Genomic DNA, 16,562 nt, shown 5'->3' with positions numbered 1-16,562 from the left:
AGGGGTGAACGTCGATCATGCGCAGCGTGTACGCCAGGGTCAGTCAGCGCTGTTGGTTAGAGCCTTTATGCTGGAGCGATGCCACAACCGACGGCTGAAGTATCACCGTGCCGAGCAGGGCGGCAAGCCCGGTCGCAAGAAACGAGGCGGTTACGTTTACCTGTTGAAAGATGCCGGGTGCGTAGCCGGAATATTTTTCGGCCAGTGAATTCAGCGGAAAGGGTAGATATTGCGGACAGTAAAACCCGGCCAAAGAGAGTGCGCACTCAATAACAGCGGCGGCGGCAAGTAGATAAAACAGGGCAACCGTTTCCTTTTCCCTGATGGGTTGCTGCAGGAGCGTAAGATAAGCGAAAACTCCCTCCAAAATGCCGGAAGAGTAAACAGCACTGCGCTTGCAAATAATAGTAAACAAGTGGGGGGGGGGGGGGGATACTCACCGTTTTTGCTCTCAGGCACAGCCACACGATGGGCCCCAGGAGCGAGATAATTCCCAACCTCAGCAGGTTCATGCCGTAATCGCCGCTGTTTGGCCAGGGAAGATGCATCAGTACCAGCCAGTAAAGACTAATAATAGACAGTATTTAGCATGCGTATCGTGCGGGTCTGCGGCAGCGTGTTTGCTGGAGTGATCAAAGAAGACATCTGCATGTTCATTTGCGCCTGAAGAGGGTAAATCATGATTGTATTTACCCCCTCCGACAGGGGCTAACGCTCCTGCGTCCATTCTGAGACTTTCTCCGTCAGTACTGCCATTGCACCGAAAACCCAAGCGTGACGGGACTGGTATGCATCTCATCCGGTTTTGCCAGTGGTACACCCGCAAAAAGGTCATACCCCAGATGGCCTTTTACCCCGCGCACGCCAGCGACCGCACCGGCAATGTGCGCCCCGCTCCAGTAATCATTTTCTGAGCCGCTGACTTCGCCATAGTCTGCGCCAATATACGGCTGCATTCCCCATACCGGCAGATTCAGGTTGATATCGTTGCGCAGATACCAGCCTTTGTCGGCATACAATGAGGACTCTCCGTCAAAGCCTCGCACCGTCCAGCGGTTGCCGATGGTGAACTTATCGGGCTGGGTCAGCCTGTCCGGAGAGGTCTGTTGCTTGAAGTGCGGTTCATAGCTGAGGGCAAACTTGCCCAGTTTGAACGGGAAAGTACCGTCTGCACTCAGCGTAATAATGCGCGCCTGCGCGTCGGCACTGCCTACCATCTCTTCAGCATCGGGTTCTTCACCAAACCACGGTGCGGCATGTTGATAACCGAGGCTTGCCGTAAGCTGACCGAAGGGAAGATAGGCTAAATGTTCCAGGCTGAGCTGCCAGCTGCTGGTGTCCCGGTGCTGAACCTCCACTTCCACGTCGTTAAGATCGTAGCGGGAATCCCGCTTGATCCCTTTAAAGCCCAGCGTGGTTTTCTGGCTCGCGCTGCGGTAAACCACGCGGTTAAGCGCGGCGGTCATTAACTTTTCATCACTACTGTACCGGTAGTTAAAATCACCGCTATGGAGAGTCTGCGTCGTTCTGTACTGGCTGGCATAAAGTTCCAGCGCCCAGTATCCCCAGGGAACGGAGTAAAACGCCGAGGTATTATCGTTACGCTTGCCGTTTTCATTCTTGAAACCACCGCCATACGCGGCATAAAACATATCGTTGAGCGAGGTGGGGTTATCCAGATACAGCGCCAGCCCCCCCTGATACCGTTCGGTGTATTTACTACCGGAATCATCAAACCAGCTGCCCAGTCGCCAGGCTTTACGCTGGTCGCGCTTGATCTCAACGCGGGTATCGCCAGGATTTTCCCCCGGCACCAGACGAATACTGGCCTGCGAACCGGGAATACGCTGCAGGTTTTCCAGCCCCTGTTCCAGGCCGCGTAAATCGAGGAGATCGTCCGGCCCTTGTGGGACGTTATTCCAGCGATGAACGGAGAGGCCGCTTTCATCCTGAATAATGACATCACTGACGCGTCCTGGCAGAATTCGCAGGGTTAACGTTCCCTTGTGCAAATTTTGCTCCGGTATTAATACGCGGGTGGTAATAAATCCGTGGGATATTAATCGATTCTGCACGGCCGTATGTATGGCTTTAATTCCCTTCACGCCGATACAGTTATTCTCAGCCTGACGAATGATATCGCGAAAAGTGAGCCAGTGTGGAAGCGACTGCGTATTGTCGATGTTCAGATGCTGAATGTCGTAGCACACTGTCTCATGTGGCAGTGCAAGCGCATCAGTTGCGAGCATGCTTTCTGATGAAAGGACTGACTTCCCAGGCGGTGCAAGCTGTTCGTGCCTCGCCTGATCCTGCTGCTGAGTGGTGGCCGGTTCAGCATGTACAGTGTCGGGAAGTGATGCGAGCAGTGATAGCAGAACGAGGCCAGATCGATAATTAGTCATGTAAATAACTTTATGGACCGCGAAGGATCCTGAATATAACGAAAAAATAGATAGCCCCATTCCAGGAATGGGGCTTTGGTTTATTTCAAACGATTACGCGGTATAAATGGAGTAGCCGCCTGGGTAATAAACGATACCCTGAATGGGATACCCGTAATACAGATCGCCCGGATAATAGACAACGCCGTTTTCCCAAACGCCATTACCTTCAGGTGTACCGTTTGGCTTAACGGTGGTATTTCCACTATTATTCGCCGTGGTATCTGAATCTGGGTTGGTATTATTGTTATCAGCAGTGTTACTACCGTTGTCTTGATTTGCTGTACCGGTCTCGTTAATCACACCCATGTTATTGACGTAACCCATGGTGTACACGCGATCGCCGGTAATATTACCGCTGGCTTCGTTGTTAATGCCGTTAGCCGTGTTCAGCGTAATACCGCTTGCACTGGTGATGTTACCGCTGTTGGTCAGGTAGTTGCTGACCAGGGTAATACCGTTATCAGCAGACAGCGTACCGCCGTTGATGAGGGTTACGCGGTCCATCTGTGCGTTCAGGGTATTACCCGCCACAATCGTGCCGTAGTTATACGCGGTGCTTTGAGACCAGCCGTAGCTGCCCATTACGTCGAGATTAATGTCATGCGCCGCGCGGATGTCACCGCTGTTGTCCAGATTGTTCATGATAAACAGCATGGCATCAGAACCCGCGTTGATCTGGCTGCCTGCATCGGTCATCAGATAAGAGGCGGTAATGTTGATGTTATGGTCTGCGACGAGCGTACCGTTGCCCCGGTTTTCCAGGCTAGTGGTGTTCAGGTTGATATCATTCTTGCTGACGCTCGAGCCGCTGTTGGACAGGTCTGCCAGCTGAAGATCCATCTGATTAGCGGTAATGTCGCCGCTGTTGTCGAACTGACTGCTGTTCATCTGCAGCGCCAGGCGACCGCCAGCCGCGATGGAACCGCTGTTCTGCGCCGGGCCGCCATAGTTATTCCAGCCATTAGAACCGATGGTTAACATCATATCCTGACCCGCTTTAAGGGTTCCGGCGTTCTGGAACGTACCGGTCACGGTCATGTCGATATTGCCGCCTGCTTCCATCTTACTGGCAAGGTCAGAATAGTAGGACGTGCCGTACATAAAGAGGTCTTTTTCGGCTGCGATGGTGCCGGACATATTATCCAGCGCGCCATTGATTGAAACAGAGCCGTCGCCGTGGATTGATCCATTGCGGTTAGAGAGCATGTTGTTGCCGCTCACCTGAAGCTGGCTGTCAGATCCCAGAGACTGAATCACACCGTTATCGTTATTCAGCATGGAGGCGTTGATCATGTTCCAGCCGTTCCCGGCGGAAATGAGACCGTTGTCGTTCGTCAGCGTGTCGACATTGACGCTCATCGCACCGTTGGTTTCTACGCGGCCAGCGGAGTTGTTCAGGCTGGCAGCGTCAACGCTGAGGGCACCCTTAGCAACAATGCGGCCATGGGTGTTATTCACGCCCTGCGCGTTGTAATTCCAGGAGGCGCGGCCGATCGTCAAATCGCCATTGCTGAGAATTTCACCGTCGCTGTTGTCCAGCGAGTCAGCGGTAATAAAGGTATTCTGGCTGCCCTGAATGGAACCACGGTTGTTAACGGTATTTTTGCCGGAAACGTTCACCATCGCAGCTTTAATGACGCCGTTAGTGTTGTCCAGCGTGTTGTCTGCGGCAACGGACACCATCCCCTCAGAGGTAATCTGACCGTTATGGTTCAGGACATCACTTCCCATCACGGTAGCTGAATTTTTACCGCTGATACGTCCGCCGTTGTTTTCGACCACACCCTCAACGTTGATTGACAGCGTGTCGGATGCCGTCAGGTCAGCACGATCGATATGCACGCCAACGCCGGCGTCAGTGCCTTCCATATAGATTTTATTCGCGTACATGGAGCCCAGCGCAGACACATCCAGCGCTACGTCCGGGGCATTGCTGCTGTCATACTTCTTCTGCACGCGGCCATATTTATCAATGTGGTTATTACCCGTGACGATATTCAGTTCGTTAGCCTGAAGTTTCGCATTGACCTTCACTGAACGGGCAATAATGTCGGTGTACTGCGTAGAACGAGTATCCATCCCTTTACCGGTGATGGTCACCTGACCTTTGCTCACATCCAGACCGCTAACATCACCCTTGTTGTCGTAGGTGGCAGTACCGGTGGTCAGCGTAGCGTGGTTGGTATTGATAAAGCCGCAACCGTCACAGGTTATGCCTGATGGGTTGGCGATAATCACCTGCGCGGACTGGCCTGCTACTTCGACCATGCCGTTCAGCTGGCTCGGATCGGATGAACGCACTTCGTTCAGGATCACTTTAGCGCTGCCGCCGGCCATATTAGCGTTGCCATTGATCTGACCTGCTAATTGGGTGTTGGTTGCTGTGCCGCTGTTATTCAGGATCACGCCGTTGCTTTCGACGTTAAATTCGGAATAAACGTTATGGGAAACCCCACCCGCGCTCGCCTTGTTGATATCAACGATGGTTGCGCCACTTGCATCCGTATGAATGGCCGGTTTGTCGGTATTACCTGCCACGATGGCAGCCTGAGCTGGCATAATCATGCCCAGCGCAAGCATGGTCGCAAAGCAGGTCGGCGCCAGTTTGGCGTGCAATACCTTTGAATTAGCCTTTGTGCTCACTGCACTTTTATTTTTCATATATCTATCCTTGTAATTCCTTGAAAAAGTGTTCCCATTTCTCTTCATGCGAAATGGACGCACATAAAAACATGCAGAACCTCGATTCCAAAAATAGACATGTAACAATTCATACAAAATGTGCATTAATTAATGCGATACCAGAAGGGACTAATTAACGTGAGCGTGACAAAAAATAAATGGATATATTTTTGAGGATTATTGATTGGGATGGTGAGAGGCTATAACTGGTTGATATCACATAGAAGAACGTAATTATTAATTATTAAATTGTATGCGAAATTTCCGATATAGGTATTTCTATGCTGTTACAAATAATTTGCCTGCTAACGAATGCATTTATACACAACGGGAGTATGCGGTATTGAAAACAGGCACGCCGGAACCCAGCGCGCCAGAGGAGATCAGCACTCAGTTACAATCGTGCTCAGCGGCAGGCGAGACTTCGGCAGCGTGGCGTTGAAATCTTCCACGCTGTGGTGCCCAACCGGTACCACCACCAGGCTGGTAAAGCCTTTCTCTTTCAGGCCAAACTCTTCGTCGAGAATGGCGGCGTCGAAACCTTCAATCGGTACCGCGTCCAGACCCATCGCGCCTACGCCCAGCAGGAAGTTGCCGACGTTCAGGTAAACCTGCTTCGCCATCCACTGGTCGTCATCCTTCAGATCCACGCGGTGCATGTCGGCGAAGTAGGTGCGGCCCTTGTGGTTTGCGGCTTTGGCTTCCGGCGTGTTGAAACGGCCATCGGCCTCTTCCTGATCCACGACGCGCTCCAGCCAGGCGTCATCCAGCGCGGTTTTCGCGCAGAACACCACCATGTGAGAAGCATCCAGCATTTTGCGTTCGTTGAACACATAGGTGCCCGCGGCGGATTTCGCCACGCGCGCTTTTCCTTCCTCGGTGCTGGCCACAATGAAGTGCCACGGCTGGGAGTTGGTGCTGGACGGGCTGTACTGCAGCAGGGTTTTGATTTTTTCCGCTTCTTCCGCGGTCAGTTTTTTGCTTGGGTCGAACGCCTTGGTAGAGTGGCGTTTCAGCGCGACAGAAATGATATCCATAACAACTCCTGGTGATGAAATTCGCCCGCTCGCGGGCGCGAAAGGAAAGCAGATTACAGCGGGACGCGGAAAAAGATAAGTGCAATTCGAGCGCTTAATCTGTTCGTCTCAGACGAACAATCAGACCGGCCGGATCCACTTCTGGTCTTTTTTCGGCAGCTTATCCACCACCAGATTCCAGGAATCATGAATGAGGTCGGTAACCAGTTCCGGCGTCACGTCGTCGGTGCCGTAAAGGGAGATCCAGTGCTTTTTACTCAAATGGTAGCCCGGCTCTATCCCGCGATAGATCTGCTGATTTAACAGCGATTTCTCCGGGTCTGACTTCAGGCTGACGTGCGGTCGCCCGTGCGCGACCGCGGCGATCATGAAAATCTTTCCGCCCACTTTAAACACGTCAAACTCCGGCCCAAACGGCCAGCAGTGTTCGGTGAAGGGCAACTCAAGGGCCACGCGCATTGCGTGCTCCTGCAAGGATTTACTGTCCATCGCTCTCTTCCTGGGCCAGCCCGCGCCACATCACTTCAAAACCGAGCGCTTTAAAATCAACGGCGCGGGAAGGGTCGCGAGTGGCAAATTCCATCGTGGATTCGGCCAGCGATAAGAAAAGCGCATCGCCAAAGGTTTTAAATTCATCTGACATAAACACCTGACGCACCGAGCGGCGGCACAGTTCATGGAGTTCCGGGAACATCTCTTTCACCGCCTGTTCGGTTTCGGCGCTCAGCTTTTCACTGACGCCAATCTGGCGGATAGCCGCATGAGAAACGGGGTTACGAATACCCCAGTCCACGTAGCTGTTCCAGATATTGCGGGTATGTTCTTTGGGCAGCGTGATGGTGCGATCGAGGTTTGCCAGCATGGCCTGGCAGAGATCCTGCTTCAGGTGCAGATAGAGGGCATTCAGCAGATCGTCTTTAGTGGGAAAGTAGCGAAACAGGGTCCCTTCGGCGACGCCCGCGTTACGGGCGATTAACGACGTTGAGGCGGCAATACCTGACTGTGCAAACGCCACCGTTGCGGCTTCCAGTAAGGCCTGTTTTTTATCTTCACTCTTCGGACGTGCCACTAAATTTTTCCCCCTGTCAATTATAAAAACCCTGATTGAAACACGTGCTTTGACACGCTGCAACGCGGAATGTCAAAGATCGAAAACGTCTTGACGACTTTATCATCATATCTATAATGAGTGCTTACTCACTCATAATCAAGTTTACCCCGCGCAAACTATCGGAAGGGGCGCGTTTTCGGGTCTGGATATGAAAAAACCTCTCTTCATCTGCGTGGTGTTAATCATGATTATTGCTTCAGCTGCGAGTTTACCGTTTGTTCTGAATGCCGGATTCGGCCAGCCGCCGCAGGGTGAGCAGCTCACTGAAGTGGAGGCCTCTCCCCAGTATCGCGACGGGAAATTCCACAATACGCTGCCGACGCCGGGCTATAACGGCGACAAAAACATGCTGGTCGCGACGTGGGATTTTCTGACCAAAAAAACCGAAAACGCGCGCCCGGCCCAGCCGCTGCCGCTGGTGAAAACCGATCTTGCGAGCCTGCCGCTTGAGGAGAACACCCTGGTGTGGCTCGGCCACTCCTCGTGGTACCTGCAGCTCGCGGGCAAACGCATCCTGATTGACCCGGTGCTCGGCAACTATGCCGCGCCGTTCTCGTTTCTGAATAAAGCCTTTGCCGGGGAATATCCGTGGCGCGCTGAAAGCATGCCGGAAATCGACCTGCTGATTATCTCGCACGATCACTACGATCATCTGGATTACGCCACCATCCGGGCGCTACTGCCGAAGGTGAAGCGCGTGGTGACGCCGCTGGGCGTGGGATCCCACCTGCGCTACTGGGGGATGAAGCCTGAGATTATTGACGAACGCGACTGGAACCAGTCGGTACGCATCAGCGATGAACTGACGGTGCATGTTCTGCCGGCGCGTCACTTCTCCGGGCGCGGCATCAAGCGCGATCGAACCCTGTGGGGCAGCTTTATGTTCGTCACGCCAGATCGGAAGGTTTATTACAGCGGGGATTCCGGCTACGGCCCGCACTTTAAGGCCATCGGCGAGCAGTTTGATGGCGTGGATATCGCCATCATGGAAAACGGCCAGTACGACCAGGACTGGAAGTACATCCACATGCTGCCGGAGGAAACGGCGCAGGCCTCGGTGGATCTGAACGCGAAAGCCGTAGTGCCCGGGCATAACGGACGCTTCGTGCTGGCGAAACATACGTGGAACGATCCGCTGATCCAGCTGGCTAAAGCCAGCAAGGATAAAAACTATCGGCTACTGACACCGGCGCTGGGCGAGCCCGTCCGGGTGAATGACGCCACGCAAACCTTTCGCGCGTGGTGGGAATAATGTTTAAGCGAGAAGCAGAGGGGGACAGCAGCATGACCATTTCCGCTCAAGTCATCGACACTATCGTCGAATGGATCGACGACAATCTGCACCAGCCATTACGTATAGAAGAGATTGCCCGCCACGCGGGCTACTCGAAGTGGCACCTGCAGCGGTTGTTTATGCAGTACAAAGGGGAGAGCCTGGGGCGTTATATCCGTGAGCGCAAGCTGCTGCTGGCGGCGCGCGATCTGCGTGAATCCGACGCTCGGGTGTACGACATCTGCCTGCGTTACGGGTTTGACTCGCAGCAGACGTTTACCCGTATCTTCACCCGCACGTTCAACCAGCCACCTGGTGCGTACCGCAAGGAGAACCACAGTCAGACGCATTGAGCTGTTTTCCGCCCTGGCGGGTCACAAAAATTGCCATCACAGGCCGGGTAAGGCGAAGTCGCCACCCGGCTTTTTTATTGGCTTACGACGCCAGTGAAAACCAGCGGCGCCAGACGAAACGCAGCACGAAGAATTCGATAGCACCCAGCAGTAAAAACCACACGCAGAACAGAATGGTGTAAAGCTGGTTCAGATCGACCATGTGAAAGGTCTGAACCAGCTTCTGCGCCAGCACCAGACCCAGCGATGGCGCGGGCAACAGCAGGCAGGAGAGCAGGGCCAGCAATAAAATGCCGCCTGCCGTAAGCAGCGATTCTAACGGGTGTTTCATCGTAATGTTAATCGTCAGTTAAAAATGTCATTGTCCGGCATCCTGTAACGTAAAGCAATATCAGCGACTAAGACGTTATTGAATAAAACGAAGATATTATTTGGGAAATAAATAACAAAATACGACCCGGCATTTATATTAATATCGCGTTATGTAAATAAATGTCTTTGTCAGGAAAATAATTTTACAAATGTATAAGTGCTATAACCAATTAACGTGGCAATAACAATGGCCGCGATAACGTATAACACCAGTCGGCGTTCGCGATAAATACCCCACATGGTTCCCCCTCGTTTAGTGTTGGTTTAGAAATATTTTGTAAAAATCAGGCCATCGAAATAGTTTTAATCAGTTTTGAATAACCGAGAAGTCATTATATTGCGGTAGATCAATTTTACCCGCAAGACTTAAAAATGAATTTATTTAGCCAGAAAGGAATTCAGGCTTCTGTTCACCGGATATTGAAGGAAAAATACGATGACCGAAAAAAAATTGTCCCCAAACGTGCCGCCTTCCGGCGGGCTGGCATACCAGCAGACCGTCGAGCAGGTGCTTACCCACACGCAGAGCCAGGCCAGCGGTCTGGATCGTGCAGAGGCGCAGGCGCGTCTGCAAAAAACAGGGCCGAACGCGCTGCCGGAGAAAAAAGGTAAACCCGCCTGGCTGCGTTTCCTGGCCCATTTTAATGATGTGCTGATTTATGTCCTGCTGGCCGCCGCCGTATTAACGGCAGTAATGGGCCACTGGGTTGATACGCTGGTTATTCTGGGCGTGGCGGTAATCAATGCTTTAATTGGGCATATTCAGGAAAGCAACGCGGAAAAATCCCTGAAGAGTATTCGCAATATGCTCTCCAGCGAGGCGCGCGTTATTCGTAACGGCAATCACGAAACTCTACCCACAACTGAAATAGTCCCGGGCGATATTATTGTATTACGCGCGGGGGATCGTATTCCGGCGGATATGCGTTTAATCGAAGCGCATAATTTACGCGTGGAAGAGGCCATTCTGACCGGTGAATCCACCGTGGTGGATAAACATATTAATCCGCTGAGCGGCGAACTGCCGCTGGGCGATCGCACCAATATGGTCTTCTCCGGAACGACCGTAAGCGCGGGCGGCGGCGTCGGCGTGGTCACCGCGACCGGTAAGGATACGGAACTCGGCCACATCAACCAGATGATGGCGGGTATCGAAAAGCACCGCACGCCGCTGCTGGTTCAGATGGACAAGCTGGGTAAAGCGATCTTCGCCATTATTCTGGCGATGATGGCCGCGCTGTTTGTCTTCAGCCTGGTGTTCCGCGAGATCCCGATGGGCGAGCTGCTGCTCTCCCTGATTAGCCTGGCGGTGGCCTCCGTGCCGGAAGGTCTGCCGGCGATTATCTCCATCATCCTCTCGCTGGGCGTGCAGGCGATGGCGCGCAAGCGGGCGATTATCCGCAAGCTGCCGACGGTGGAAACGCTCGGCGCGATGACCGTGGTCTGTTCGGATAAAACCGGCACCCTGACCATGAACGAGATGACGGTTAAAGCCATTATCACCGCTGACGCCTGCTACCGCGTGGACGGCAACAGCTACGAGCCGGTGGGCAACATCTACCTGGAAGGCAGCGATGAGCCGGTCCACATCCAGCCGGGCACCGTGCTGGAGCACTACCTGCGCACCATCGACCTGTGCAACGACAGCCAGCTGATCCAGGACGAGCGCGGCCTGTGGGGCATCACCGGTGGCCCAACCGAGGGCGCGCTGAAGGTGCTGGCGGCGAAGGCCAGCCTTGAGCCGGTCATGACCACGCTGGTTAACAAAATCCCGTTCGACTCGCAGTACAAGTACATGAGCACCCACTACCAGATTGGCGGTGAGGAGCAGATCCTGATCACCGGCGCGCCGGACGTCATTTTCGCCCTGTGCGCGCAGCAGCAGACCCGCAACGGTGCGGAAGCCTTCAACCGCGCGTACTGGGAAACCGAGATGGAGCGCTATGCGCGTCAGGGGCTGCGCATGGTCGCCGCGGCGTTTAAGCCGGCGAACGGCGAGCAGGAACTGACGCACGACGACCTGAGCCACGGCCTGATCTTCCTCGGCATCGCCGGGATGATGGATCCGCCGCGTCCGGAAGCCATTGATGCGATTAACGCCTGCCAGCAGGCGGGGATCCGCGTGAAGATGATCACCGGGGATCACCCGCAGACGGCGATGAGCATCGGCCAGATGCTGGGGATCGCCAACAGCGAGCAAGCGGTCACCGGCTACGAGCTGGAGAAGATGGACGACGCCGCGCTGGCGGAAGCGGCGGTGAAGTATGACATCTTCGCCCGTACCAGCCCGGAGCATAAGCTGCGCCTGGTGAAAGCGCTGCAGGACAAGGGTGAAATCGTCGGCATGACCGGTGACGGCGTGAACGATGCCCCGGCGCTGCGTCAGGCTGACGTCGGCATCGCGATGGGCATCAAGGGCACGGAAGTGACCAAAGAGGCGGCGGACATGGTCCTGACGGACGACAACTTCGCCACCATCGCCAGCGCGGTGAAAGAGGGGCGTCGCGTTTACGACAACCTGAAGAAGACGATTCTGTTCATCATGCCGACCAACCTCGCGCAGGGGCTGCTGATTGTAATTGCGCTGCTGGCGGGGAACATCATTCCGCTGACGCCGGTGCTGATCCTGTGGATGAACATGGCCACCTCCGCCACGCTCTCCTTCGGCCTGGCCTTCGAAGCCGCCGAGCGCAACATCATGCGTCGTCCGCCGCGTCAGACCGGGCAGCACGTGATGGACGCCTACGCCGTGTGGCGCGTGGCCTTCGTCGGCACCATGATTGCCATCGCCGCCTTTGCGCTGGAAGCCTGGCTGGCCCCGCGCGGCCACAGCGCGGAGTTCATCCGCACCGTGCTGCTGCAGATGCTGGTCTGCGCCCAGTGGGTGTACATGATTAACTGCCGCAACACCGAAGGATTCTCCCTGAATCGCGGCCTGCTGGCGAACAAAGGGATCTGGCTGGTCACGGGCGTGCTGTTCCTGCTCCAGGCGGCGATTATCTACCTGCCGTTGATGCAGATGCTGTTTGGCACCGAAGCCCTGCCGCTGCGCTACTGGTTTGTGACCCTGGCGGTAGCGGGCGTGATGTTCTTCGTCGTCGAAATCGAGAAGCGACTGACCCGCAGGTTCCGTAAGGCTGCATAACCAAAACCTTACCCCTCACCCTATCCCTCTCCCCTAAGGGGAGAGGGGACCGCCCGGTTTTCTCCCTCTGCTCTGAGGTGAAGGGGCTGCTCGGTTTTCTCCCTCGCCCCTTTGGGGAGAGGGCCGGGGTGAGGGGAGAAACAACGCTGAGGTACTCCCATGAAACTCCCACTCCTGTTCGCGCTCCTCGCCTGCACCCTGCAACCCGTATTCGCTGCCGCCATCCCCGTTCGTGTCGCCACCGTGGAGCAGACCGCCCACGCCGCCGAGCGCCAGATCCCGGGCCGTATCGAAGCCATCCACACCGTTGAGCTGCGCGCGCGTACCGAAGGCGCGATCGCCAAAATCCACTTCCGCGACGGGCAGTACGTGAAAAAAGGCGACCTGCTGTTCGAACTGGACGACGCCGAGCCGCGCGCCGCCCTGCGTCTGGCGCAGGCTGAGGTGAGAAGCGCCGAAGCCACGCTGCGCCAGGCGCAGCAGCAGCTGTCCCGCTTTGAAAGCCTGGGCAGCAGCAACGCCATCAGCCGTCACGACGTGGACAACGCCCGCATGCAAAGGGACGTCGCCAGCGCGGCGCTGGAGCAGGCGAAAGCCCGGCTCGAAACCCGTAATGTCACCCTGACCTACACCCGCATCACCTCGCCGATTGACGGTCGCGTGGGGCACAGCCGATTCCACGTCGGCAGCCTGGTCAACCCTGCCAGCGGCGTGCTGGTGGAGGTGGTGCAGCTCGATCCCATCCGCATCGCCTTTGCGCTGGAAGAGGGCGCGTTTGCCACCAAAGCCGGACAGCATGCGGATATCAGCGCCATGAAGCAGGCCTGGCAGGCGTTCATAGACAGCAACGGCCAGCGCGTCAGCGGCGAGCTGACGTCCGTGGACAACCGCATCGATCCGCGCACCGCCAGCGTGATGCTGCGCGCCGAGTTTGCCAACCCGCGCCATCAGCTGCTGCCCGGCGGCAGCGTGAACGTGACGCTGCGCCCGGCCAGCGAGCAGCCGGCTCTGACCCTGCCCGCCGCGGCGGTCCAGCAGAACGGCGACGGGTTCTTTGCCTGGGTGGTTAACGCCGACGGCAAAGCCGAAATGCGCCCGCTGAAGGTCGCCGGACAGATCGGCCAGCAGTTCCGGATTTCATCCGGCGTGAAGTCCGGTGAGCGAGCGATTACTGACGGCGCGCAGCGCGTACAGCCCGGCGCGGCCGTCCAGATACTCAATTAAGGAGCCATCATGCTGACGTTTTTCATCAAACGCCCGCGCTTCGCGATGGTGATTGCGCTGGTCATCACCCTGCTGGGGGCCATTGCGCTGAGGATTATCCCGGTGGAGCAGTACCCGCAGATCGCGCCGCCGGTGGTGAATGTGTCTGCCAGCTGGCCGGGCGCCAGCTCGGCTGACGTGGCGGAGGCTATCGCCACGCCGCTGGAGACCCAGCTGAACGGCGTGGATCACATGCTCTACATGGAGTCCACCAGCTCGGACGAAGGCTCGTATAGCCTGAACATCACCTTCGCGGCGGGCACCGATCCGGACCTCGCCGCCATCGACGTGCAGAACCGCGTCTCGCAGGCCGTGGCGCAGCTCCCGACCGAAGCGCAGCAAAACGGCGTGCAGGTGCGCAAGCGCGCCACCAACCTGATGATGGGGGTAAGTCTTTACTCACCGGACAACACCCACACGCCGCTGTTTGTGAGCAACTACGCCAGCACCCAGGTGCGCGAGGCGCTGTCCCGCCTGCCGGGCGTCGGGCAGGTGCAGATGTTTGGCGCGCGCGACTACAGCATGCGCATCTGGCTGCGTCCGGACCGCATGAACGCCCTGAACGTCACCACCGACGACGTGGCGCAGGCGCTGCGCGAGCAGAACGTGCAGGGGGCGGCAGGCCAGGTCGGTACGCCGCCGGTGTTTAACGGCCAGCAGCAGACCCTGACCATCAACGGCCTGGGGCGCTTAAGCCAGGCCGAAGACTTTGCCGACATCATCATCCGCGCGGGCGAGATGGGCCAGCTGGTGCGCCTGAAGGATGTCGCCACCATCGAGCTCGGCTCGCGCAGCTACAGCTCCGGCGCGCAGCTGAACGGGCACGACTCCGCCTACCTCGGCATCTACCCGACGCCGTCCGCCAACGCCCTGCGCGTGGCCGACGCGGTGCGCGCGGAGCTGGAACGCCTCTCCACGCGCTTCCCGGACGATCTGGTCTACGAGGTGAAATTCGACACCACCTCCTTTGTGGCCGCCACCATTAAAGAGATCGGCGTCTCGCTGGCGCTGACGATGCTGGCGGTGGTGGTCGTGGTGTCCCTGTTCCTGCAAAGCTGGCGCGCGACGCTGATTGTCGCGCTCGCCATTCCGGTATCGCTGGTGGGCACCTTCGCGGTGCTCTACGCGCTCGGCTACTCCGCCAACACGCTCAGCCTGTTCGCCATTATTCTGGCGCTGACCATGGTGGTGGATGACGCCATCGTGGTGGTGGAGAGCGTCGAAACGCTGATGGCGGAAGGGCAGAGCCGCACGGCGGCGACCGCGCTGGCGCTGCGCCAGATCGCCGGGCCGGTCATCGCCACGACGCTGGTGCTGCTGGCGGTGTTTGTGCCGGTGGCGCTCCTGCCGGGGATTGTCGGCGAGCTGTACCGCCAGTTTGCGGTGACGCTCTCCACCGCCGTCACGCTCTCAAGCCTGGTGGCGCTGACCCTGACGCCCGCCCTGTGCGCGATGCTGCTGCGCCCGCGCCCGGCGCAGCCCGCGGCGATTTTCCGTGGGTTCAACCGGGGGCTGGAGGCCACGCGTGGCGTCTACACCCGCATCGTGACTATCTTCAACCTTCGCCCGTGGCTGGCGCTACTGGCCACCGCAGGCGCGGCGGCCGTGGTGGCGTTCAGCTTTACGTCGATGCCTAAAGGCTTCCTGCCGCAGGAGGATCAGGGCTACTTCTTTGCCAGCGTCCAGCTGCCGGAGGCGGCCTCGCTGGAGCGCACCGAAGCGGTGATGACCACGGCACGCGAACTCATCGCAAAAAATCCGGCGGTGGAGGACGTGATTCAGGTCTCCGGATTTAACATTCTCAACGGCACCAGCGCCTCCAACGGCGGGTTTATCTCCATCATGCTGAAGGACTGGAGCGAGCGTCCGCCGCTGGACGAGGTGATGGGTACCCTGCAGCGCCAGCTGCTGGCCCTGCCGGAAGCGACCATCATGACCTTCGCCCCGCCGACGCTGCCGGGGCTGGGCAACGCCTCCGGCTTCGACCTGCGCATCCAGGCGCAGGCGGGGCAGAGCCCGGCGGAGCTGGAGCGCGTGACGCGTGAGGTGCTGGCGAAAGCCAACCAGCACCCGCAGCTGAGCCGCGTGTTCACCACCTGGAGCAGCAACGTGCCGCAGCTGATGCTGACCGTTGACCGCGAGCGCGCCGCGCGCCTCGACGTGCCGGTGTCGCGCATCTTCAGCAGCCTGCAAACCGCCTTTGGCGGCACGCGCGCCGGGGATTTCAGCGTCAACAACCGCGTCTACCACGTGGTGATGCAGAACGAGATGCAGTGGCGCGAGCGCGCCGGGCAAATCAGCGAGCTGTTCGTGCGCAGCAACAGCGGCGAGCGGGTGCGCCTGAGCAACCTCGTCACCATCACGCCGACCGTCGGGGCGCCGTTCCTGCAGCAGTACAACCAGTTCCCGTCCGTGTCGGTGAGCGGCTCGGCGGCGGAAGGGGTGAGCAGCAGCACCGCGATGGCGGCGATGGGCGAGCTTCTGGCGCAGAATCTGCCTGCCGGGTACGACTACGCCTGGAGCGGCATGTCGTATCAGGAGCAGCAGACCTGCAACCAGGCGATGTGGATCGTGCTGGCGGCGGTGGTGATGGCGTGGCTGTTCCTCGTTGCCCAGTACGAGAGCTGGACGCTCCCGGCGAGCGTGATGCTCTCGGTGCTGTTCGCCATCGGCGGGGCGCTGGTCTGGCTATGGTTGGCGGGCTACGCCAACGACGTGTATGTGCAGATAGGTCTGGTGCTATTGATAGCCCTCGCCGCCAAGAACGCAATTCTTATCGTGGAGTTCGCCCGCGCGCGGCGCATGGACGGGATGGCGATTGTCGATGCCGCGCGGGAAGGGGCATCGCGCCGCTTCCGCGCGGTGATGATGACCGCCGTGTC

At 57.4% G+C, this 16,562-nt stretch carries 12 protein-coding genes; 5 read left to right on the top strand and 7 right to left on the bottom strand.

The annotated features are described in order from the left end of the window. Nucleotides 1–43: 43 nt before the first annotated feature. From ACWKXN_RS12400 to ACWKXN_RS12375, 6 genes are all read right to left on the bottom strand, one after another. Nucleotides 44–415, bottom strand: coding sequence for a pilin glycosylation ligase domain-containing protein (locus ACWKXN_RS12400; RefSeq protein WP_211437705.1), 372 nt, complete (start codon nt 413–415; stop codon nt 44–46). A gap of 328 nt (nt 416–743) precedes the next feature. Continuing rightward, nucleotides 744–2,402, bottom strand: a complete 1,659-nt coding sequence (locus ACWKXN_RS12395) for a ShlB/FhaC/HecB family hemolysin secretion/activation protein (protein ID WP_454543856.1) — start codon at nt 2,400–2,402, stop codon at nt 744–746. 93 nt (nt 2,403–2,495) lie between these two features. Further along, nucleotides 2,496–5,105: a two-partner secretion domain-containing protein gene (locus ACWKXN_RS12390; protein ID WP_454543855.1), complete on the bottom strand. Its 2,610-nt coding sequence runs from the start codon at nt 5,103–5,105 to the stop codon at nt 2,496–2,498. Nucleotides 5,106–5,509: 404 nt separating this feature from the next. Beyond that, nucleotides 5,510–6,163 carry an oxygen-insensitive NAD(P)H nitroreductase gene (gene nfsB, locus ACWKXN_RS12385; RefSeq protein ID WP_454543854.1) on the bottom strand — a complete coding sequence of 218 codons (654 nt, stop codon included), beginning with the start codon at nt 6,161–6,163 and terminating at the stop codon, nt 5,510–5,512. A 120-nt stretch (nt 6,164–6,283) separates the two neighbouring features. Beyond that, nucleotides 6,284–6,652, bottom strand: a complete 369-nt coding sequence (locus ACWKXN_RS12380) for an MmcQ/YjbR family DNA-binding protein (protein ID WP_045889435.1) — start codon at nt 6,650–6,652, stop codon at nt 6,284–6,286. Beyond that, nucleotides 6,642–7,232 (bottom strand): TetR/AcrR family transcriptional regulator, encoded by a 591-nt coding sequence (locus tag ACWKXN_RS12375; RefSeq protein WP_039264021.1) that lies wholly within the window; start codon nt 7,230–7,232, stop codon nt 6,642–6,644. The genes ACWKXN_RS12380 and ACWKXN_RS12375 overlap by 11 nt, the downstream gene beginning before the upstream one ends. Before the next feature lie 190 nt (nt 7,233–7,422). On the opposite strand from ACWKXN_RS12375, the gene ACWKXN_RS12370 reads away from it, so the two are divergent. Both ACWKXN_RS12370 and ACWKXN_RS12365 read left to right on the top strand, forming a co-directional pair. After that, entirely contained in the window at nt 7,423–8,526 is a 1,104-nt protein-coding gene (locus ACWKXN_RS12370; RefSeq protein ID WP_454543853.1) for an MBL fold metallo-hydrolase, read from the top strand. 32 nt (nt 8,527–8,558) lie between these two features. Next, nucleotides 8,559–8,900, top strand: a complete 342-nt coding sequence (locus ACWKXN_RS12365; protein WP_010428317.1) for a RamA family antibiotic efflux transcriptional regulator — start codon at nt 8,559–8,561, stop codon at nt 8,898–8,900. An 82-nt stretch (nt 8,901–8,982) separates the two neighbouring features. On the opposite strand, the gene ACWKXN_RS12360 is transcribed toward ACWKXN_RS12365, so the two are convergent. Then, nucleotides 8,983–9,231, bottom strand: a complete 249-nt coding sequence (locus tag ACWKXN_RS12360; protein ID WP_013097677.1) for a DUF1158 domain-containing protein — start codon at nt 9,229–9,231, stop codon at nt 8,983–8,985. 477 nt (nt 9,232–9,708) lie between these two features. Between ACWKXN_RS12360 and ACWKXN_RS12355 the strand changes: the two genes are divergently transcribed. The 3 genes from ACWKXN_RS12355 to ACWKXN_RS12345 form a co-directional block, all read left to right on the top strand. Next, nucleotides 9,709–12,417 carry a cation-transporting P-type ATPase gene (locus ACWKXN_RS12355; protein ID WP_454543852.1) on the top strand — a complete coding sequence of 903 codons (2,709 nt, stop codon included), beginning with the start codon at nt 9,709–9,711 and terminating at the stop codon, nt 12,415–12,417. Nucleotides 12,418–12,576: 159 nt separating this feature from the next. After that, entirely contained in the window at nt 12,577–13,641 is a 1,065-nt protein-coding gene (locus tag ACWKXN_RS12350) for an efflux RND transporter periplasmic adaptor subunit (RefSeq protein WP_454543851.1), read from the top strand. A 9-nt stretch (nt 13,642–13,650) separates the two neighbouring features. Further along, the coding region (locus ACWKXN_RS12345) for an efflux RND transporter permease subunit (RefSeq protein WP_454543850.1) at nt 13,651–16,562 on the top strand (2,912 nt) is incomplete at its 3' end.

The sequence above is a fragment of the Enterobacter sp. UPMP2060 genome (genome assembly GCF_053709655.1).
Note: the sequence above shows the minus strand (reverse complement) of the source record. Positions and strands in the feature narration are given on the sequence as shown.

What these genes read in the sequence shown, in the direction of transcription:
- ACWKXN_RS12395 (WP_454543856.1), bottom strand. Translation starts at nt 2,402, where the DNA reads ATGACTAATTATCGATCTGGCCTCGTTCTGCTATCACTGCTCGCATCA.
- ACWKXN_RS12390 (WP_454543855.1), bottom strand. Translation starts at nt 5,105, where the DNA reads ATGAAAAATAAAAGTGCAGTGAGCACAAAGGCTAATTCAAAGGTATTG.
- nfsB (WP_454543854.1), bottom strand. Translation starts at nt 6,163, where the DNA reads ATGGATATCATTTCTGTCGCGCTGAAACGCCACTCTACCAAGGCGTTC.
- ACWKXN_RS12380 (WP_045889435.1), bottom strand. Translation starts at nt 6,652, where the DNA reads ATGGACAGTAAATCCTTGCAGGAGCACGCAATGCGCGTGGCCCTTGAG.
- ACWKXN_RS12370 (WP_454543853.1), top strand. Translation starts at nt 7,423, where the DNA reads ATGAAAAAACCTCTCTTCATCTGCGTGGTGTTAATCATGATTATTGCT.
- ACWKXN_RS12365 (WP_010428317.1), top strand. Translation starts at nt 8,559, where the DNA reads ATGACCATTTCCGCTCAAGTCATCGACACTATCGTCGAATGGATCGAC.
- ACWKXN_RS12360 (WP_013097677.1), bottom strand. Translation starts at nt 9,231, where the DNA reads ATGAAACACCCGTTAGAATCGCTGCTTACGGCAGGCGGCATTTTATTG.
- ACWKXN_RS12355 (WP_454543852.1), top strand. Translation starts at nt 9,709, where the DNA reads ATGACCGAAAAAAAATTGTCCCCAAACGTGCCGCCTTCCGGCGGGCTG.
- ACWKXN_RS12350 (WP_454543851.1), top strand. Translation starts at nt 12,577, where the DNA reads ATGAAACTCCCACTCCTGTTCGCGCTCCTCGCCTGCACCCTGCAACCC.